This is a genomic window from Stutzerimonas kunmingensis, from assembly GCF_002929225.1.
Taxonomy (GTDB): domain Bacteria; phylum Pseudomonadota; class Gammaproteobacteria; order Pseudomonadales; family Pseudomonadaceae; genus Stutzerimonas.
The window spans coordinates 314891-334333 of sequence record NZ_PISM01000020.1 but is presented as its reverse complement, the minus strand read 5'-3'; the positions used below and the strand labels follow the sequence as shown (position 1 = coordinate 334333).

The 19443-nt window shown below is 64.0% G+C and carries 17 protein-coding genes; 6 read left to right on the top strand and 11 right to left on the bottom strand.

Annotated features, from left to right (window positions below; all coding sequences use genetic code 11):
- Positions 1 to 134: 134 nt before the first annotated feature.
- Entirely contained in the window at positions 135 to 1067 is a 933-nt protein-coding gene (locus tag CW305_RS16215) for a LysR substrate-binding domain-containing protein (protein WP_042923004.1), read from the bottom strand.
- Positions 1068 to 1229: 162 nt separating this feature from the next.
- Here CW305_RS16215 and CW305_RS16210 point away from each other — a divergent pair, with 162 nt between their 5' ends.
- On the top strand, positions 1230 to 2654 hold the full coding sequence (locus tag CW305_RS16210) for an aspartate ammonia-lyase (protein WP_104098402.1): 1425 nt from the start codon (positions 1230 to 1232) through the stop codon (positions 2652 to 2654).
- A gap of 83 nt (positions 2655 to 2737) precedes the next feature.
- Here CW305_RS16210 and CW305_RS16205 read toward each other — a convergent pair whose 3' ends face one another.
- Together CW305_RS16205 and CW305_RS16200 are read right to left on the bottom strand one after the other, a co-directional pair.
- Positions 2738 to 3886, bottom strand: coding sequence for a hypothetical protein (locus CW305_RS16205; protein ID WP_104098401.1), 1149 nt, complete (start codon positions 3884 to 3886; stop codon positions 2738 to 2740).
- Between the two features lie 140 nt (positions 3887 to 4026).
- Positions 4027 to 4845, bottom strand: a complete 819-nt coding sequence (locus CW305_RS16200; protein ID WP_041015381.1) for a helix-turn-helix domain-containing protein — start codon at positions 4843 to 4845, stop codon at positions 4027 to 4029.
- Between the two features lie 169 nt (positions 4846 to 5014).
- Here CW305_RS16200 and CW305_RS16195 point away from each other — a divergent pair, with 169 nt between their 5' ends.
- From CW305_RS16195 to CW305_RS16185, 3 genes are all read left to right on the top strand, one after another.
- Positions 5015 to 6436 (top strand): alanine/glycine:cation symporter family protein, encoded by a 1422-nt coding sequence (locus tag CW305_RS16195; protein ID WP_104098430.1) that lies wholly within the window; start codon positions 5015 to 5017, stop codon positions 6434 to 6436.
- A gap of 102 nt (positions 6437 to 6538) precedes the next feature.
- Positions 6539 to 7522, top strand: coding sequence for an asparaginase (locus CW305_RS16190; RefSeq protein WP_104098400.1), 984 nt, complete (start codon positions 6539 to 6541; stop codon positions 7520 to 7522).
- A gap of 119 nt (positions 7523 to 7641) precedes the next feature.
- On the top strand, positions 7642 to 8451 hold the full coding sequence (locus CW305_RS16185; RefSeq protein ID WP_104098399.1) for a substrate-binding periplasmic protein: 810 nt from the start codon (positions 7642 to 7644) through the stop codon (positions 8449 to 8451).
- Positions 8452 to 8492: 41 nt separating this feature from the next.
- On the opposite strand, the gene CW305_RS16180 is transcribed toward CW305_RS16185, so the two are convergent.
- The 6 genes from CW305_RS16180 to CW305_RS16155 all read right to left on the bottom strand — a co-directional run bounded on the left by CW305_RS16180 (position 8493) and on the right by CW305_RS16155 (position 14907).
- Positions 8493 to 9191, bottom strand: a complete 699-nt coding sequence (locus tag CW305_RS16180; protein ID WP_014822032.1) for a carbonic anhydrase — start codon at positions 9189 to 9191, stop codon at positions 8493 to 8495.
- A gap of 52 nt (positions 9192 to 9243) precedes the next feature.
- A complete protein-coding gene (glsB, locus tag CW305_RS16175) occupies positions 9244 to 10152 on the bottom strand; it encodes a glutaminase B (protein ID WP_014822033.1) in 909 nt (302 codons plus the stop codon).
- A gap of 66 nt (positions 10153 to 10218) precedes the next feature.
- Positions 10219 to 10521, bottom strand: coding sequence for a P-II family nitrogen regulator (locus CW305_RS16170; protein WP_104098398.1), 303 nt, complete (start codon positions 10519 to 10521; stop codon positions 10219 to 10221).
- A gap of 1 nt (position 10522) precedes the next feature.
- Complete coding sequence (locus tag CW305_RS16165) at positions 10523 to 11464, bottom strand: sodium-dependent bicarbonate transport family permease (RefSeq protein ID WP_042922987.1); 942 nt, start codon at positions 11462 to 11464, stop codon at positions 10523 to 10525.
- A 199-nt stretch (positions 11465 to 11663) separates the two neighbouring features.
- On the bottom strand, positions 11664 to 13481 hold the full coding sequence (gene oadA, locus CW305_RS16160) for a sodium-extruding oxaloacetate decarboxylase subunit alpha (protein WP_104098397.1): 1818 nt from the start codon (positions 13479 to 13481) through the stop codon (positions 11664 to 11666).
- A 10-nt stretch (positions 13482 to 13491) separates the two neighbouring features.
- Positions 13492 to 14907, bottom strand: coding sequence for an acetyl-CoA carboxylase biotin carboxylase subunit (locus tag CW305_RS16155; RefSeq protein ID WP_044313965.1), 1416 nt, complete (start codon positions 14905 to 14907; stop codon positions 13492 to 13494).
- A gap of 239 nt (positions 14908 to 15146) precedes the next feature.
- Between CW305_RS16155 and CW305_RS16150 the strand changes: the two genes are divergently transcribed.
- Entirely contained in the window at positions 15147 to 16106 is a 960-nt protein-coding gene (locus CW305_RS16150; RefSeq protein ID WP_046618086.1) for a LysR family transcriptional regulator, read from the top strand.
- On the opposite strand, the gene CW305_RS16145 is transcribed toward CW305_RS16150, so the two are convergent.
- Together CW305_RS16145 and hexR are read right to left on the bottom strand one after the other, a co-directional pair.
- The gene (locus tag CW305_RS16145) at positions 16051 to 16263 is read right to left on the bottom strand and encodes a PA3496 family putative envelope integrity protein (protein WP_041754611.1); all 213 of its coding nucleotides are present in this window, start codon (positions 16261 to 16263) and stop codon (positions 16051 to 16053) included. The two genes, CW305_RS16150 and CW305_RS16145, sit on opposite strands and share 56 nt — an antisense overlap.
- 101 nt (positions 16264 to 16364) lie before the next feature.
- The gene (hexR, locus tag CW305_RS16140; RefSeq protein WP_014822039.1) at positions 16365 to 17231 is read right to left on the bottom strand and encodes a transcriptional regulator HexR; all 867 of its coding nucleotides are present in this window, start codon (positions 17229 to 17231) and stop codon (positions 16365 to 16367) included.
- 142 nt (positions 17232 to 17373) lie between these two features.
- Here hexR and zwf point away from each other — a divergent pair, with 142 nt between their 5' ends.
- Positions 17374 to 18816, top strand: a complete 1443-nt coding sequence (gene zwf / locus CW305_RS16135) for a glucose-6-phosphate dehydrogenase (RefSeq protein WP_090522669.1) — start codon at positions 17374 to 17376, stop codon at positions 18814 to 18816.
- Positions 18817 to 19443: the final 627 nt, after the last annotated feature.

Below are 19443 nucleotides of genomic sequence, written 5' to 3'. Positions count from 1 at the left end.
TTGGCTGGGTCCGGCCTGGCCACGGCTCGGATTGCTCAGCTAAGACAGTACCGCCAGAAAAAGTTGCCCTGCACGACGCAACAAAATGTGTGCAGTTAGCCGCTTGATACGCTCATTTGGCTGCGCAGAACGCTTTAACCCGCTGCTTCGCCCGACTGTCGCTGGGCTTCCGCGGCACGGTTTTCCAACCTTCGCCAGAGCAAGCGCACCGCGCCTTTGCGCATCAGCGAGCAGCGATACAGACGGATTTCCAGTGGCACCCGCCATTGCTCGCTGCCGCAGATCGCCAGCTCGCCGCGCTGCAACTCGGGTTCGACGCTCAGCCGCGGCACCCAGGCGATGCCCAGCCCCTGCAGCGCCATGCTTTTCAGGCTGTCGGCCATGGCCGTCTCGTAGACAGTGGTCGAACGCAACGCGCGCTGGCGCAGCAACAGATTCACCGAACGACCGAGAAAGGCGCCGGCGCTGTAGGCCAGCAGCGGCACGGTCTGGCCGCTGTCGACGTCATACAGTGGCGCGCCGTCGGCACCCGCCGCGCAGACCGGCAGCATTTCGGTGCGGCCCAGGTGCAGCGAGGGAAACAGCTCCGGGTCGAGCTGCAAGGCGGCATCCGGGTCGTAGTAGGCGAGAATCAGGTCGCAGCCGCCCTCGCGCAGCACATGCACGGCTTCGCCGACGTTGGTGGCGATCAGTCGGGTGGCGATGTTCAGCCCGTCGTGGCGCAGGCCGGCGATCCATGCCGGGAAGAAGCCCAGCGCCAGCGAGTGCGCGGCGGATATCTGCAACACCTCGCCCTGCTGGCCCTCGACGTGGTGCAGATGGCGCACCACTTCGCCGAGCTGTTCGACCATGTTGCGCGCACTGACCAGGAATAGCTGACCGGCCTCGGTCAGCTCGATCGGCGTGCGCGAGCGGTTGATCAGTTGCAGGCCGAGCGCCTCTTCCAGCGAGCGTATCCGCCGGCTGAAGGCCGGCTGCGTGACGAAGCGGCGTTGCGCGGCCTGGGAGAAGCTGCGGGTCGCCGCCAGTGCCACGAAATCCTCCAGCCACTTGGTTTCCAGATTCACCTGAACATCCCTCGATACGATTGCGACCGACACAAAGTCACAGCCACATTATGCCGTTTCGGCATAGGGCAGCCGCCAACGGCATTGGCCGCCAAACACCTGAAAGCCTTATTTTAGGCGCACTGCAGCACTGCCTGCGCCTACCGAAGCCACATTACCATCATGTCCGAAGTTGCATCATCGCGAGTCGAAAAAGACCTGCTTGGCACCCTCCCAGTTCCTTCCGACGCCTACTACGGCATCCAGACCCTGCGCGCATTGCACAACTTCCGCCTCTCCGGCGTGCCGTTGGCGCATTACCCGAAACTGATCGTCGCCCTGGCGATGGTCAAGCAGGCCGCCGCAGACGCCAACCGCGAGCTGGGCTACCTGCCCGAAGCCAAGCACGTGGCAATCAGCCAGGGCTGTGCACGACTGATTCGCGGCGAATTCCATGACCAGTTCGTGGTGGACATGATCCAGGGCGGCGCCGGCACCTCGACCAACATGAACGCCAACGAAGTAATCGCCAACCTCGGCCTTGAGGCCATGGGCCACGCCAAGGGCGAGTATCAGTACCTGCACCCGAACAACGACGTGAACATGGCGCAGTCCACAAACGACGCCTATCCGACGGCGATTCGTCTGGGCCTGCTGCTCGGCCACGACACCCTGCTCGCCAGCCTGGAGAGCCTCTGCCAGTCGCTGACCGGCAAGGGCCATGCCTTCGCCCACGTGCTGAAGATGGGCCGCACCCAGCTGCAGGACGCCGTGCCGATGACCCTCGGCCAGGAGTTCCACGCCTTCGCCACCACCCTCGGCGAGGATCTGCAACATCTGCGCGGCTTCGCGCCCGAGCTGCTGCTGGAAGTGAACCTCGGCGGCACCGCGATCGGCACCGGCATCAATGCCGACCCCCGCTACCAGGCCATTGCCGTGCAGCGCCTGGCGCAGATCAGCGGCCAGCCGCTGCGCCAGGCCGCCGACCTGATCGAAGCCACCTCGGACATGGGCTCGTTCGTGCTGTTCTCCGGCATGCTCAAGCGCCTGGCGGTGAAGCTGTCGAAGATCTGCAACGACCTGCGCCTGCTCTCCAGCGGCCCGCGCACCGGCTTCAACGAGATCAACCTGCCGCCGCGCCAGCCGGGCAGTTCGATCATGCCGGGCAAGGTCAATCCGGTGATCCCGGAAGCGGTCAACCAGGTCGCCTTCGAAGTGATCGGCAACGACCTCGCGCTGACCATGGCCGCCGAGGGCGGGCAGCTGCAGCTCAACGTCATGGAACCGTTGATCGCCTACAAGCTGTTCGATTCGATCCGCCTGCTGCAGCGCGCCATGGACATGCTGCGCGAGCACTGCATCGAAGGCATCACTGCCAACGAAGACCGTTGCCGCGAGCTGATGGAAAGCTCCATTGGCCTGATCACCGCACTGAACCCCTACATCGGCTACGACAACAGCACCCGCCTGGCTCGTGAGGCCCTGCTCGGCGGCCGCAGTGTGCTGGAGCTGGTGCGCGAGGAGCGCTTGCTCGACGACGCCATGCTCGCCGAGATCCTGCGCCCGGAAAACATGATCGCGCCACGCCTGGCACCGCTGGTGGTGTGAAGATCTAGCCGCATCCTGATCGCGTAGATGAGCTGCAGTGACGGGCGCCATGGTTCCTGACTGTTCCAAGGCAACTGAAAGGTTCAGCGCCCGCCTTTCACCCCAACGCTTGCGCCATTTCGGTAGAGAAACCAGAACAGCCACGCGCCCAACGGGATAAGCATCCCAAAAAACACTATGTCGTTATGAGCTGCCCTAGCTTGGCGGTAGGCGTACCGGGTCCATTCAAAGGGCAGGGGATCCAACTTCGAAATACCTGGGAGCCGATCAACCAGAGCCTTTACAGGATCCCTTGCCCTGACGTATCGCTCAGCCGCATCGTCATCGCACATCCAGACGATTTTTCGCTCCCTCGACAACGGATGCTGACGAAAGCTGCAGTTGCGCTCGCTGCTCTCGTTGGGAGCGTTCTTGATTCGATAGACAACATCGAACCTGGTCCCCAGAAGTAAGTCGCGCCCCCGTTCGGGTGTCAGTACTGACGTGCCCGGATAGGCTATAGGCCACATCTTCCCATCAGAATCGGCGATGAATTGTTGCGGCTCGCAGTGTCTCCGGGAACCTAGCCGAGCAGCGCGACAGCTTAGCCGTGTACCAACCGCTGCGGCGGTAATCGGCTGATCGATCAGTTCATGTTCTTTCGGTAGAGGGCCGGGACGCGCGCCCCAGATTGAAACGACCGTGAGCAACGCTGTACAAGACAGGCATAGAACTGCACTTGCAGCCAGGTGCATGCGCTTAAGGGTGCGAAAAGCGAAGAACACGACAACGAAGTCCACCGCCAGCCACAGATATCCACGCCATACGATATCCGCACGCCATTCACGCAGCTGGGCTTCGCCGAGCAACGTGACGCTAGGCGCGAGACCGGGCAACGGATTTTTCGCGCTCACGCGTACCAAGGTGTAGGCCACGTCGCCAGACAAACCCAACCGCAGCTTGTCTCCCGGTTGCAACAGTGCGTAGCGCTCATCGCCAGAGTGCAGCAGGGGATCCAGAAACAGTCGAAGGATGCGCCCACCCTCGACGCGGACGACCATTTCCCAACGACAGCTCTTCTGGCGAAGCGAACTGCAAAACGACCGGACATCGAGGCCTTCGACCTCGACTAACTGTTGAACAAGCTGCCCCCGCTCGGGGACGGACGCAACGAGCGATGCGACACGTCCAAGGCCATCACGGATGGCTAGAGCGACCGTGAAGCCCAAGAACACCAAGACCAACAGGCGCATGCTTCATCCCTGATACATTACGACCCAATGACCGCTCACGCGGGTCCATGTGAGCACGTTAGCCGAAGTTTCCGTGATTCCCTGTCGACCAATCCGCAGTTCCCGCACAGCCATCCCGTCGCGAGCATGAACCGTCGTCTCTACTCAATGCCGAACAGCCCGTTCTCCACATGCGGCGTCGCCAGGCGCTCGCGGATGTCCAGGTCGATGCGCGGGTCGTCCGGGCTGTAGAGCATCACCTGGCGATAGGCGCTGACACGGTTGATCTCGCGGCCCAGGTATTCCCACACCACCGAGGTGCACGCTGGCGTGCGGCGGTCGCCCGAAGAGACGCCGGTCTTCATTCCGTTAAGACGGGTGATGCGGCTCTTGAAGCTGGGAATGAGGATGGTCTGGCTCATCTCGTTGAGCGTCAGCGACTCGTAGTCGATCAGGAACAGTCGGTCCTGCAGGCCGAACGCCGCGCCCAGGTAGCGGCAGCGTACCCAGTCCTCGGCGTGGCCGAGGGTAGGGCTGGCGCGTTCCTGGCGCTCCTGACGCTCGAACAGGTAGAGGCCGTTTTCCTCGCGCAGATGCACCAGCGAGATCAGGATGCTGCCCGGCACCGACATGCAGTTGGCGTATTCGAAGTAGTAGCCGCAATAGCGCGACAGACTCGCGGCGTGCTCGCGCAACGGCTGCAGCAGGGCCAGCAGCGGATCGGTCCGCGGCAGCGCCTGGGCTTCCGGATGGCGCGCCCCGACCAGCCGGGCGAACTGCTCGGGCGGCATTTCCAGCTCGTAGCCCTCGACCCCGAAGAAGTCGCCGATGCGTTTGAGGTTGAACGGCGTGGGACGGCTCTGCCCGCCCAGGTACTTGTTGAACTGCGCCCGATTGATTGCCAGCTTGCGGCACACCTCGGCAATCGAGCGGTAGTGACTGCAGAGCAGCTTGAGGTTTTCGGCGAGGTGGGAGGTCATGGGATGCCCTGACGGTTGGCGCGAGTGTCGCCATTCTAGCATCAGGTCGCGTCACATCGCGGCCACCTGCGAAATTGTCCTGTCGTCGCTACTGTTGAAACATCCCCCGCTTGCACGGCGCAGCGGCGCGCGCCGGCACCCTAACAACGACAACAAGGTGAACATTGCCATGCTCAACCTTCTGAATGACCTCATTTGGAGCAAGCTGCTGATCGTCATGCTGATCGGCCTCGGTCTGCTCTTCACGATTCGCTCCGGCTTCGTCCAGTTCCGTTATTTCGGCAACATGTTCAGCATCTTCGGCCACGCCTTCGAGCGTCAGCCGGGACAGCTCTCTTCCTTCCAGGCCCTGATGCTCTCGGTCGCCGGCCGCGTCGGCGCCGGCAACATCGCCGGCGTCTCGGTGGCGATCATGCTCGGCGGCCCGGGCGCGATCTTCTGGATGTGGGTGGTGGCGCTGGTGGGCATGGCGACCAGCTACTTCGAGTGCTCGCTGGCGCAGCTGTACAAGCGTCGCGAGCCGGACGGCACCTACCGCGGCGGCCCGGCCTTCTACATCCAGCACGGACTCGGCCAGCGCTGGCTAGGCATCGTCGTCTCGATCCTGCTGCTGATGACCTTCGGCTTCGGCTTCAACGCCGTGCAGTCGTTCACCGTCGCCAGCTCGCTGCATGACACCTTTGGCGTGCCGACCGTGGCCAGCGGCATCGCGCTGACGCTGGTGATCGCCGGCATCATCTTCGGCGGCATCCGCCGTATCGCCAAGTGGGCCGACGTACTGGTGCCGGTCATGGCCTTCTCCTACCTGGGCATGGCGCTGTTCGTCATCGGCAGCAACTTCGGTGCCGTGCCGGAAACCTTCGGCCTGATCTTCCGCAGCGCCTTCGGCCTGGAGCAGGCCTTCGCCGGCGGCATTGGCGCGGCGATCCTGATGGGCGTCAAGCGTGGCCTGTTCTCCAACGAGGCGGGCCTGGGCAGCGCGCCGAACGTCGCCGCGGTCGCCGAGGTCAAGCACCCGGTGGCGCAGGGCATCGTGCAGTCGCTCTCGGTGTTCATCGACACCATCATTCTGTGCAGCTGCACGGCGCTGATCATCCTGCTCTCGGGCGTCTACGAGCCGGGTATGGACCAGGCCGGTGTGGTGCTGACCCAGACCGCCATGGCGGCCGTGGTTGGCGAGTGGGGTCGGGTATTCATCAGCATCGCGCTGCTGCTGTTCGTCTTCACCACGCTGATCTACAACTACTATCTGGGTGAAAACGCGCTGGGCTTCTTCACCGAGAAGCGCATGCCGGTGGTGATCTACCGCATCCTGGTGGTCATCCTTGTGCTCTGGGGTTCGGTGCAGGACCTGGGCACCGTGTTCGCCTTCGCTGACGTGACCATGGGTCTGCTGGCCATCGCCAACCTGATCGCCGTGGCCCTGCTGTTCAAGGTCGGCCTGCGCCTGATGCGCGACTACGACCGCCAGATCCGCGCCGGCATCGAGCAACCCGTGCTCGATCCGAAGGACTTCGCCGACCTGGATCTCGACCCGGCCGTGTGGAAGGCGAACATGCCCGCCACACCCGACACCACCGAGCGCCGCTAAGCGCTCCGACGCGACCGGCCAGCCCTCTGCGCAACCGCGCACGGGGCTGGCCCCATCCGCCTGTATTTCTGATGGTCTGCGCCGAACGAGCGAGGAGCGCGTGTGAATCAATCAATCGAACGCCTGCTGGTGCTCTACACCGGCGGCACCATCGGCATGCAACAGAGCGCCGCCGGGTTGATGCCAGCCTCCGGCTTCGAAGCTCGCCTGCGGGCGCAGCAGGCGCTGGAAGCCGGGCCGCTGCCGAGCTGGACCTTCCGCGAACTGCAACCGCTGCTGGACAGCGCTAACATGCAGCCGACCCACTGGCTGCAGATGGCGTCCGCCGTCCGCGATGCCGTGGCGCAGGGCGACTGCGATGCGGTGCTGTTGCTGCACGGCACCGATACCCTGGCCTACAGCGCCGCTGCGTTGTCCTTCCTGCTGCTGGATATTGAGATCCCCGTGCTGCTCACCGGCGCCATGCTGCCGGCGGGAAGCCCGGGCAGCGATGCCTGGCCCAACCTGTTCGGCGCCATGCGCGCGCTGCAGGCCGGGCAGGTGCAAGGTGTGCAGCTGTACTTCAACGGTGCGCTGCTGCACGGTGCGCGGGTCAGCAAGCTGCGCAGCGACGCCTTCGATGCCTTCGCCGAAGCGCCGCGCCAGCGCCTGGCGAACGCCACCGCCGAGCGAGCGCCGGCATTGCTGCCGCAGCGCTCGGCGCAGGTCATGGTGCTGCCGCTGTATCCCGGCGTCGGCGCGGCCCAGGTCCAGTCGCTGGTGGCCAGCGGTGCCCAGGCGCTGCTGCTGGAATGCTACGGCAGCGGCACCGGGCCGGCCGACGACGTCGATTTCATCGCGGCGCTGCGCCAGGCGCACCGCCAGGGCGTGGTGCTGGCGGCGATCAGCCAGTGCCCAGGCGGCCATGTCGATTTCGACGTCTATGCCACCGGCAGCGGCCTGCGCGATGCCGGGCTGATCTCCGGCGGCGGCATGACCCGCGAAGCGGCGCTGGGCAAGCTGTTCGCCCTGCTCGCCGCCGGCCTCGATCAGGCCCAGGTGGAACACTGGTTCGGCCGCGATCTGTGCGGCGAAATGGCCGGCTGAACAGCCAGAAAATGCGCGCTGCCGCGCACGGCAGGCGCAGCTGGCTGGCAGTGTGCCCGCCGCACCACTACCCTTGCTTACGCCGACAACAACAAGAAAAGCGTCAAGGAGCCGATGCCATGGCCAGATCCGGTACCGCCGGGGCGCTGTTCGCCCTGCTCATCGGTGCAGCATTCGCCGCCCAGGCCGAACTGCCCGCCAATTACGAAATCACCCTGCAAACCGACAGCTTCCCGCCCTTCAACATGGGCCCCAACAGCAAAACCTTCGCCCGCGGTGACAACATCGAAGGCATCGGCACCGATACGGTGCGCGACATCTTCCGCCGCGCCGGCATCGCCTACAACCTGACCCTGCGCGGCCCCTGGAGCCGACTCTACGAGCAGACCCAGCAGCAGCCCGCCCACGGTCTGTTCTCGGTGGCGCGCACGCCGCAGAACGCCGGACAGTTCAAGTGGGTCGGGCCGCTGGCCCATCACGCCAGCGTGCTGCTCGCGCCGGCCGACAGTGGCCTGAAGTTCGACAGTCTGGAGCAGGCGCAGGGCTACCAGATCGGCGGCCACGCCAACGGCAGCGTCAGCCTGTTCCTGGAAAGCCAGGGCATCGCCACCAGCAACAGCCTCAACGACGCCGAAAACCTGCGCAAACTGCTGACCGGGCGCATCGACCTGTGGGCGGTGGCCGACCCGGTGTGGCGTCATTACGCGCGGCTGCAGGGCGTCGACGAGAGCCAGCTGCGCATCGCGCTGAGCTATCGCAGCGAACCGCTGTATCTGGCACTGAGCCCTGATACGCCGGACGAAGTGGTCAAACGCCTGCAGAAGGCGCTCGAGGACGTGATCGCCGAAGGCTACGCCGGCTGCAGCAAGACCCCTGACCTGTGCTATCTGATTCAGGAGCGCGGCACGACGCTGGCCGGCGGTCGCTGACCCCGCGCCTCGTCAGCAGACCGAAACCGCCCGGAAGCGCTTCAGCTCACCTGATAGCGCGCCCGCGGCGTGGCCATCGGCAGCGGGCCGTCGCCGACCAGGCGGAACTCGCCCTTCTCGGCATCGTAGGCGCGGATTTCGCTGGTCCCGATGTTGTACACCCAGCCGTGGATGAACAGTTGACCGCTGGCCAGCCGCGCTGCCACCGAGGGATGCGTGCGCAGGTGGTCGAGCTGGGCCACCACGTTCTCCTCGGTAAGGATGCCAAGGGTGTTGTGGTCGGCGCACCCACAGTTCTGCTCGACGACGATCTTCGCCACCTCGGCATGCCGCAGCCAGCCCTTGACCGTCGGCATGCGTTCCAGCTGAGCCGGGTTGAGCACCGCCTTCATCGCGCCGCAGTCGGAGTGGCCGCAGACGATGATGTGCTGCACGCCAAGCGCCATCACGGCGAACTCAATGGCGGTCGACACGCCACCATTCATCTGCCCGTAGGGTGGCACCACGTTGCCGACGTTGCGGGTGACGAACAGGTCGCCGGGCGAACTCTGGGTGATCAGCTCGGGGATGATTCGCGAATCGGCGCAGGTGATGAACATCGCCCGTGGCGTCTGCTCGTAGGCGAGCTTCTCGAACAGCTCGCGCTGCTCGGGATAGACCTCTTCGCGGAAGCGCTTGACGCCCGAGACGATGTGTTCGAGGGCCTCCTGGGCGGTTTCGCTCTTCTTGCCGTCATTCATGCTTGGTTCTCTCCAGAGGAATTCGAAGGGTAGGCGCCGCCGCGACGGCGCGTCAGAAGATGGACCAGCCAATACGCTGCGACAGCGCCTCGAGGGCGGCCATGCCGATCAGCGAATTGCCCGCGGCGTTGAGCTCCGGCGACCAGACGCAGACGGTGAAGCGGCCCGGCACCACCGCGACGATGCCGCCGCCCACCCCGCTCTTGCCGGGCAGGCCGACGCGATAGGCGAAGTTGCCCGCCTCGTCGTACAGCCCGCTGGTGGCCATGATCGCGTTGACCTGCTTGGCCTGGCGCGGAGCCAGCACCGTCTCGCCGCTTTGCGGGCAGGCACCATCGCGGGCGAGAAAGGCGAACGCGCGGGCCAGGTCGACGCAGTTCATACGCAGCGCACAGTGATGAAAATAGCTGCGCAATACCGCTTCGACATCGTTGTGGAAGTTGCCGAAGGCCTGCATCAGGTAAGCCATGGCCGCATTGCGCGCGCGGTGCTGGTATTCGGATTCGGCGACGCGGGTGTCGGAGACGATCTGCCGGTTGCCGGACAGGTGCCGGACGAAATCGCGCATCGACAGCTCCGGGGTGGCGAAGCGCGACTGGTTGACGTCGCAGATCACCAGCGCCCCGGCGTTGATGAACGGGTTGCGCGGGCGGCCGCGTTCGAACTCGAGCTGCACCAGTGAATTGAACGGCTGCCCCGAAGGCTCGTGGCCTAGCCGCTCCCACAATGACTCGCCGCGATGGGCGATGGCCTGCACCAGGCTGAACACTTTCGAAATGCTCTGGATCGAGAACGGCGTCTGCGCGTCGCCGGCTTCGAAAATCTCGCCCTCGGCACTGCACACGGCGATACCCAACTGGTTGGGCGGCACGTCGGCCAGCGCCGGGATGTAACTGGCCACGCGACCTTGCCCGAGCAGCGGGCGTACATCGTCGAGAATTTCCTGCAGCAGGGCGTGCATCGAAGGCTCCATCGGTCCTGAGTCCAGGGTGGACGCCCGCCGGCCGAGGGGCATCACAGCGCGCGGTCAGAACTTCTCGGGCCGCAGCACTTTCACCTCGGCCAGGTAGCAGACCATGGCGAAGTTCTCGTAGTAGCGCGCCTGCAGGTGCTCGGCGATACGCTCGGCGATCTCGCGGCTGCAGATCACCTCCAGGCGGATATTGCCGTCGGTATCCCAGCCGGCGCTGCGCACCCCGCGGCTGCCGCTGCCACGGGCGTCCGACAGGGTCCAGCCCGGAGCGCCCAGGTTTTTCAGGTCGGCTTCCAGCTTGTGTTCCAGCGCTGCCTCGCAGATCACGGTCAGCAGCGTACGATTGTGCGCGTTCATCTCAGAACCCCCAGGCGATCAGCCGCTCGGCCAGGGCCAGGTAGAGCGGAATGCCGATCAGGATGTTGAACGGAAAGGTGATGCCCAGCGACGCGGTCAGCGACAGCGACGGATTGGCTTCCGGTACCGCCAGGCGCATCGCCGCTGGCACCGCAATGTACGAGGCACTCGCCGCCAGCGTGGCGAGCATCGCCGTACCGCCCAGCGACAGGCCCATGAAGCGCGCCAGCAGGGCGCCGATCAGCGCACCGATCAGCGGCATCAGCAGCGCAAAGGCAGCGAGCTTGAAGCCGTAGCGCTTGAGTGAGCCGAGCTGGCCGGAGGCGATCAGGCCCATCTCCAGCAGGAAGAACGCCAGCACCGGTTTGAACATGCTGGTGTACAGCGGTTCGAGCGGTTTAATGGCCTCCTTGCCGGCGATCGCACCGATCAGCAGGCCACCGAGCAGCAGCATGATGCTTTTGCCAAGGAAGATCTCGCGGCCCAGTTCCTTCCAGTCGGTATCGCGCGACACGCCCTTGGCCAGCAGAATGCCGACCAGGATCGCCGGGATTTCGAGAATCGCCACGAACAGCGGCATGTAGCTTTCGAAGAAGATTTCCCGCGCCGCCAGATAGGCCACCACGACGGCGAAGGTACCAGCGCTCACCGAACCGTAGTGCGCCGCCACCGCCGCCGCGTTGACCCTGTCGAAGCGCAACCCGCGCAGCAGGATGAAGGCCAGGATCGGCAGCAACACGCCCAGCCCCAGCACCAGCAGCGACTGCCCCAGAAGCGCCGCACTGGCCTGTTCGGCCAGCTCCACACCACCGTGCAGACCGATCGCCAGCAGCAGGATGATCGACAGCGTCTCGTAGAGCGCCGGCGGCAGCTTCAACTCGCTCTTCACCAGGCCCGCAAACAGGCCGAACACGAAGAACAGCACTACTGGGTCGATACCCATCTACAGTCTCCACAGCTTGGACAATGGACCGATCCCTGGCAGACATTGGCTCGAAAAAAAGGAGCCGCAAGGGCTCCCAAAGGGGACACACTGCCCGCGCCGTCCGTTCCGCTGGCTGCCGCGCATGCTTGCGCAGCGCGGCCAAAACAGTCGAAACGACGCTGGCGTGACGTGATCAGACCGCCACGCCACCCTTCACTCAGCCCTCGATCTCTATCAAGACATCGCCCGGGTTCACCCGGTCACCTTTGGCGACATGCACGGCCTTGACCGTCCCGCTCATGGGCGCCTGAATCTCGGTTTCCATCTTCATCGCTTCGCTGATCAGTACGGCCTGGCCAGCCTTGACCACGTCGCCTTCCTTGACCAGCACGTCGACCACGTTGCCCGGCATGCTGGTGCTGACGTCGCCCGGACCGCTGGCCTGCTTGCGCTGACCGCCGCCGCTGCCGCCGACGAAGTTGTTCAATGGCTCGAACACCACCTCTTCCGGCATGCCATCGATGGAAAGGAAGAAGTGCCGCTTGCCTTCGCCCTTGACGCCGACGCCGGTGATATCCACGCGGTAGGTCTCGCCGTGCACATCGATGACGAACTCGGTCGGCACGCCCTGCCCGCCTGCAGCGGTCGCGGTGCTGCCGTCAGGGATCGGCAGCAGTGTTTCCGGTACCAGCGTACCGGCCTCACGCTCCTCGAGGAACTTGCGGCCGATGTCGGGAAACATGGCGTAGGTCAGCACGTCTTCTTCGGATTTGGCCAGCGCACCGACTTCCTGGCGCAGCTTGTCCAGCTCCGACTTGATCAAGTCGGCCGGGCGCACGTCGATGATCTCTTCACCGCCGATGGCCTGGCGCTGCAGCTTGGCGTCGATGGTGCCCGGCGCCTTGCCGTAGCGGCCCTGCAGGTAGAGCTTCACCTCGTTGGTAATGGTCTTGTAGCGTTCGCCGGCGAGCACGTTGAAGAACGCCTGGGTGCCGACGATCTGCGAGGTCGGGGTTACCAGCGGCGGGTAGCCGAGGTCCTTGCGCACGCGCGGAATCTCGGCGAGCACTTCATCCATACGGTTGAGCGCACCCTGCTCCTTCAGCTGGTTGGCCAGGTTGGAAATCATCCCGCCCGGCACCTGGTTGACCTGCACACGGGTATCGACGCCGGTGAATTCGCTTTCGAACTGGTGGTACTTCTTGCGCACCGCGTAGAAGTACAGGCCGATCTCCTGCAGCAGCTCCAGATCGAGGCCGGTGTCATAGGGCGTGCCGCGCAGCGCGGCAACCATGGATTCGGTGCCGGGATGACTGGTGCCCCAGGCCATGGAGGAAATGGCAGTGTCGATGTGGTCGGCGCCGTTCTCGATGGCTTTCAGCTGGCACATGCTGGCGACGCCAGCCGTGTCGTGGGAGTGAATGAACACCGGCAGGTCGATCTCGGCCTTCAGCGCGCGCACCAGCTCGCCGGTGGCGAACGGCGTGAGCAGGCCGGCCATGTCCTTGATGGCGATGGAGTCGACGCCCATGTCGCGCATCGCCCGACCTTGCTCGACGAACAACTCGACGGTATGCACCGGGCTGGTGGTGTAGGCGATGGTGCCCTGGGCGTGCTTGCCGGTCTTCTTCACGGCCTTGATCGCGGTTTCCAGGTTTCGCACGTCGTTCATAGCGTCGAAGATGCGGAACACGTCGATGCCGTTCTCCGCCGCCTTGGCGCAGAACGCATCGACCACATCATCGCTGTAATGGCGGTAGCCGAGCAGGTTCTGCCCGCGCAACAGCATCTGCAGGCGGGTGTTGGGCAGCGCGGCCTTGAGCTGGCGCAGGCGCTCCCAAGGGTCTTCCTTGAGGAAGCGTACGCAGGCGTCGAACGTGGCGCCGCCCCAGACTTCCAGCGACCAGTAGCCGACACGGTCGAGCTTTTCGCAGATCGGCAGCATGTCTTCAGTGCGCATGCGGGTGGCCAGCAGCGACTGATGGGCGTCACGCAGGATGGTGTCGGTAACGGTGATTTTCTTCTGAGCAGTCATGGTTCGTTCCTCACAGTCCTGCGTGGGCGGCGATGGCGGCAGCGATGGCCAGGGCCAGCTCGCCCGGCTTGCGTTTGATCGAGTAGTTCAGCAGTTCCGGGTGGTTCTCGACGAAGCTGGTGTTGAACTGGCCGCTACGAAAATCCGGACTGGCGAGAATCTGCTGGTAATAGGTGGCGGTGGTCTTCACGCCCTGTACGCGCATGTCGTCCAGTGCTCGCGAACCACGGGCCAGTGCCTCTTCCCAGGTCAGCGCCCAGACGATTAGCTTCAGGCACATGGAGTCGTAATACGGCGGAATGGTGTAGCCGGTATAGATCGCCGTGTCGGTGCGCACACCGGGGCCACCCGGCGCGTAATAACGGGTGATCTTGCCGAAGCAGGGCAGGAAGTCGTTGCGCGGCTCCTCGGCGTTGATGCGGAACTGCAGGGCGAAGCCGCGATACTGGATGTCCTCCTGCTTGACCGACAGCGGCTGGCCGGAGGCGATGCGGATCTGCTCGCGGACGATATCGATCCCGGTGATTTCCTCGGTGATGGTGTGTTCCACCTGCACCCGGGTGTTCATTTCCATGAAGTACACCTCGCCATCGGCGAGCAGGAACTCCACGGTGCCGGCGTTCTCGTAACCCACCGCCTTGGCCGCACGCACGGCCAGGTCGCCGATATAGGCGCGCTGCTCGGGGGTAAGCTGCGGGCTCGGGGCGATCTCGATGAGCTTCTGGTTGCGGCGCTGGATCGAGCAGTCGCGCTCGAACAGGTGCACAGTGTTGCCGAACGAATCGGCGAGGATCTGTGCCTCGATGTGCTTCGGCTCGACGATGCACTTTTCCAGGAAGACTTCGGCACTGCCGAAGGCCTTGGTCGCTTCGGAGATCACTCGCGGATAGGCCGATTCCAGCTCTGCCTGCGAGTTGCAGCGGCGAATGCCACGACCGCCACCACCGGAGGTGGCCTTGAGCATCACCGGATAGCCGATACGCTCGGCTTCGCGCAGCGCCTCGGCAAGATCGGCGACGTTGCCCTCGGTGCCCGGCGTGACCGGCACGCCCGCCTTGATCATGCTGCGCCGCGCTTCGGTCTTGTCGCCCATGCGGCGGATGACTTCGGCGCTGGGGCCTACGAAGCGGATGCCACGTTCGGCGCAGATCTCCGCCAGTTCGGCATTCTCGGAAAGAAATCCATAGCCTGGATGCAGCGCATCGCAGCCGGTTTCCACAGCCAGGTTCACCAGCTTGCGCGGGTTCAGGTAGCCGGCCAGCGGGTCTTCGCCAATGAAATGCGCCTCGTCGGCACGCTTGACGTGCAGCGCGTGGCGGTCGGCTTCGGAGAATACCGCCACCGAGCGGACACCCATTTCGGCACAGGCGCGGACAATGCGCACCGCGATTTCCCCGCGGTTGGCGATCAGCAGCTTCTTGATCACGCTGTCTTCCCTCGGATCGTTGAGCAGGGGACCCGCGTGCGGGTCATGATCACTCGCATTTGCAACGAGCCGTTTCACCCTACGCCCGCCGGGGGGATTACTGAAAATGAATAATTGTTTGCTTGAGAATAAGTAATTACTTATAGATGCACCCTGAGCAGCACTAATCTGGCCGAACGGTCAGCGCCGCCGGCAACGGTGCAACGGGGCTACGCTTCAATAATTTTGCGGAGAACGTGATGCGAAAATCGCTGATGCGCATGACATTGCGCCAGCTTCAGGTATTTCGCGCCGTGTGCGAAACGCACTCATACAGCCGTGCCGCCGAGGAAATGGCACTGACCCAGCCCGCCGTCAGTTTGCAGATTCGGCAGCTCGAGGAACTGGTCGGTCAACCGCTTTTCGAGTACCTCGGCAAGAAGCTCTACCTGACCGATGCGGCCGAGGCGCTACAGCGCGCCAGTACCGACATCTTCGGTCGCCTGGACAGCCTCGACATGCAGCTCTCGGATCTGCAGGGCTCGTTGCAGGGCCAGCTCAACCTGGCGGTTGAATCCAGCGCCAAGTACGTCACGCCGCACCTGTTCGCCGCATTCAAGCGCCTGCACCCTGAGGTCAGCCTGCAACTGGTGGTGGTCAACCATGCCCAGGCGGTCAAGCGCCTGTCGGTGAGCCGTGACGACCTGCTGATCATGTCTCAGGTGCCTACCGACATGGACCTGGAGTTCATGCCCTTCCTGAACAACCCGATCATCGCCGTGGCGCCACCCGACCATCCGCTGTGCAACGCCGCCACGTTGTCCCTGCAGGACCTCACGGACTATCCCCTGCTGGTGCGGGAGCCCGGCTCGGGCACGCGACGGGCCGGCGAGGACTACCTGCGCCAGAAGCGCGCGCATTTCGCCCAGACCATCCAGGTCGCCTCGCTGGATGCGCTGCGCGAATGCGTGGTGGCCGGGCTCGGCCTGGCACTGCTGCCACGCCATGCGGTGCATCTGGAGCTGGCCAACGGGCTGCTACGCGAGCTGCCGGTCGAGGAATTGCCGCTATATCGCAGCTGGTGCGTGGTGCATTCGCGCGGCAAGCGCCTGAGTCCGGTGGCCCAGGCGTTCTTCGCCTTCCTCCGTGAAGAGCGCGCGCAGATCAGTGCGCTGGCGGAGCGCTTCGCCGGCTCGCCGACGACGAGCGCAGCGAGCTGATCACCAGCGCATCGGCGTAGTCGTTCAGCTCGGCATGTAGCTGACGCTGCTCGGTATAGCTTTCGATGGCGCGGCGAAAACGCATGCGCCGCTCATCCTGCTGTTTGCGACGGGACTTGCTGTCGAGCTGGCTGCTGTCGTCGGTGTGCCGGAGCATGAGGCGATCTCCCAGAACAGGTAAGGAGAGATCAGCATCGACGTCATGGATGACAACCTGAAGTCAGGGCGATTACGCGACCGTGAAGGTGCAGCGGCGCCTCAGTCGTCGTGCGTCTTGACCTTCTGCGGCGACAGGCGAAGGCTGCGCAGGCTGCGCTTCACGCTCTTGAGGTGATTGACCAGACTCGGTCCACGGGCCATGGCAACACCCATCGCCAACACGTCGATCACTACCAGATGAGCGATACGCGAGGTCAGCGGGGTGTAGATCTCGGTGTCTTCCTGTACGTCGATTGCCAGGTTGATGGTGGCCAGCTCGGCCAGCGGCGTCTGGCTCGGGCACAGGGTGATGAGCGTCGCGCCGGATTCACGCACCACGTTGGCGGTGATCAGCAGATCCTTCGAGCGACCGGACTGCGAGATGCAAATCGCCACGTCGGTGGGCTTGAGCGTCACCGCCGACATGGCCTGCATGTGCGGATCGGAATAGGCGGCAGCTGACAGCAGCAGGCGGAAGAATTTGTGCTGGGCGTCGGTGGCCACCGCGCCGGATGCGCCGAAACCGTAGAACTCCACGCGCTCGGCCTTGGCCATGGCAGCGATGGCGCGCTGCAGCGCTTCGGGGTCGAGCCGCTCGCGCACTTCCATCAGCGTGTGCAGCGTGGTGTCGAAGATCTTCAAGGCGAAGTCAGCCACCGAATCGTTCTCGCTGATGGCGAACTGACCGAAGCTGGCGCCAGCCGCCAGGCTCTGCGCCAGTTTGAGCTTGAGATCCTGAAAACCCAGGCAGCCGATGGCGCGGCAGAAGCGCACGATGGTGGGTTCGCTGACGCCGACCACGTGGGCCAGGTCGGCCATGGAACTGTGCATCACCGACGCCGGATCGAGCAGGACATGGTCGGCCACTTTCAGCTCCGACTTCCGTAGCAGGCTTCTGGATTGGGCGATGTGCTGCAGCAGATTCACGTTCCGGACTCGCTATGCTCTCGTCTGATGGCTTTGCTCGGGCGCGATCGGCGCCGCTCAGCCGTCAGCGGGTTGTAGTGGGGCGGTAGTTATACTACAAGCCTCGCCACGACGCCCATTTTTTGGCCCTGGGAGAGAATCGATGTCGATATCCTGTGACATGCTCGTGTTCGGCGGGACCGGTGACCTGACGCTGCACAAACTGCTTCCGGCGCTCTACCACCTGCACCGTGACGGACGCCTGCACGCCGACGTACGGATACTCGCCCTGGCGCGCAAAAAGCTCGACCGCGACGGCTACCTGGCCCTGGCCGAGCGGCATTGCCGCGCGCAGGTCGCCCGCAGCGACTTCAGCCCTGACACCTGGCAGGCCTTTGCCCAGCGTCTGGACTACTTCGCCATGGATGCCTCACAGCGCGGCGACTACGTGCGCCTTGCCCATCACCTCGGCCAGGCCGACGGCCGTGTGCGGGTGTATTACCTGGCGACCGCGCCGGACCTGTTCGAACCCATCGCCGCCAATCTCGAAAGCGCCGGGCTGGCCGGTGACGATGCGCGCATCGTGCTGGAAAAGCCGATCGGCCATTCGCTGGACTCGGCGCTGGAAATCAACGAATCGATCGGCGCCGTGTTCCCTGAGTCGCGGATCTACCGGATCGATCACTACCTGGGCAAGGAAACGGTGCAGAACCTCATGGCGCTGCGCTTCGCCAACGCGCTGTTCGAGCCGATCTGGCGCTCCGGGCATATCGACCATGTGCAGATCACCGTCGCCGAAACCCTCGGCGTGGAGAACCGCGGCGGCTACTACGACAACGCCGGCGCGATGCGCGACATGCTGCAGAACCACCTCCTGCAGCTGCTCTGCCTGGTGGCAATGGAGGCGCCGGTGCGTTTCGATGCCAAGCACATCCGCGGCGAGAAGGTGAAGGTGCTCGAGGCGCTGAAGCCGATCACCGGCAACGACGTGCTGGACAAGACCGTGCGCGGCCAATACGGCGCCGGCCGCATCGGTGGCCACGACGTGCAGGCCTACTACTTCGAGCCGAACATCGACAACGACAGCGACACCGAAACCTTCGTCGCGGTAAAGGCCGAGATCGACAACTGGCGCTGGGCTGGCGTGCCCTTCTACCTGCGCACCGGCAAGCGCATGGCGCGCAAGCGCTCGGAGATCATCATCACCTTCAAACAGGTGCCGCACCTGCTGTTCAGCAAGGGTGAAGTGAACCGCCTGGTGATCAGCCTGCAGCCGGAAGAAAGCATCAGCCTGCAGCTGATGGCCAAGGCACCCGGCAAGGGCATGCAGCTGGAACCGGTGGAGCTGGATCTGAACCTGGCGCACGCCTTCAGCAGCACCCGTCGCTGGGAAGCCTACGAGCGGCTGCTGCTGGATGTGATCGAAGGCGACTCCACGCTGTTCATGCGCCGTGACGAGGTCGAGGCGGCCTGGAACTGGGTCGATCCGATCCTGCGCGGCTGGCACAGCTACTACCGCAAGCCGCGCCCCTATCCGGCCGGCGAGGACGGCCCGGAACAGGCCCATCAATTCATCGAACGCCAGGGTCATCGCTGGTGGCAATGAAGTTGTCTGGCACAACTTCCGACAACTTCGCCACAGGCCCCGCATAACGCGAGATAGAGCGGATCGGCAGACTTTCTCAAATCATCGATCGCGGCCACCACAACTACGCCGAGCAACTAGCTCGGCCGTGGCCATATCGCGCCGACATACAGACGTCACATCAGCGGAATATCATCGATAGTTCACGCCACCATTTAGTGCTATTTCCGCGTCGATTCTCAGCCTGATTCTTCCCCGCACACTTATCCGCAGCACACCATGCCCAACAGCGCGTGCATGGCGAACGATTCGGGCATCGCTCAGCCACAGCAAAGCCAGCATTCATGCTGCTTTCAGCTACGCCATGGCCACTCAAGGCGAACTTCTGCGCATCACCGCCAGCGAACTTCTCGCGGCACTCCCGAAACTTCCCCGTAACTATCAGCCTTCACCGCCGGCCTGGCGAAATGAAACAGACTGAAACATCCACGGCGCAATCGCCGTAACTACGCGGGATCGAGCGATATATTGAGCGATCTTAACTTCGCATATTCAGAAGTTCGGGTTGAGAAACTTCTCCGGATATGCCTACCCTAAAAAGGAATTCAATCAACAACCCCAAAGGCATTGTTTTGAGTTTCCCTACCG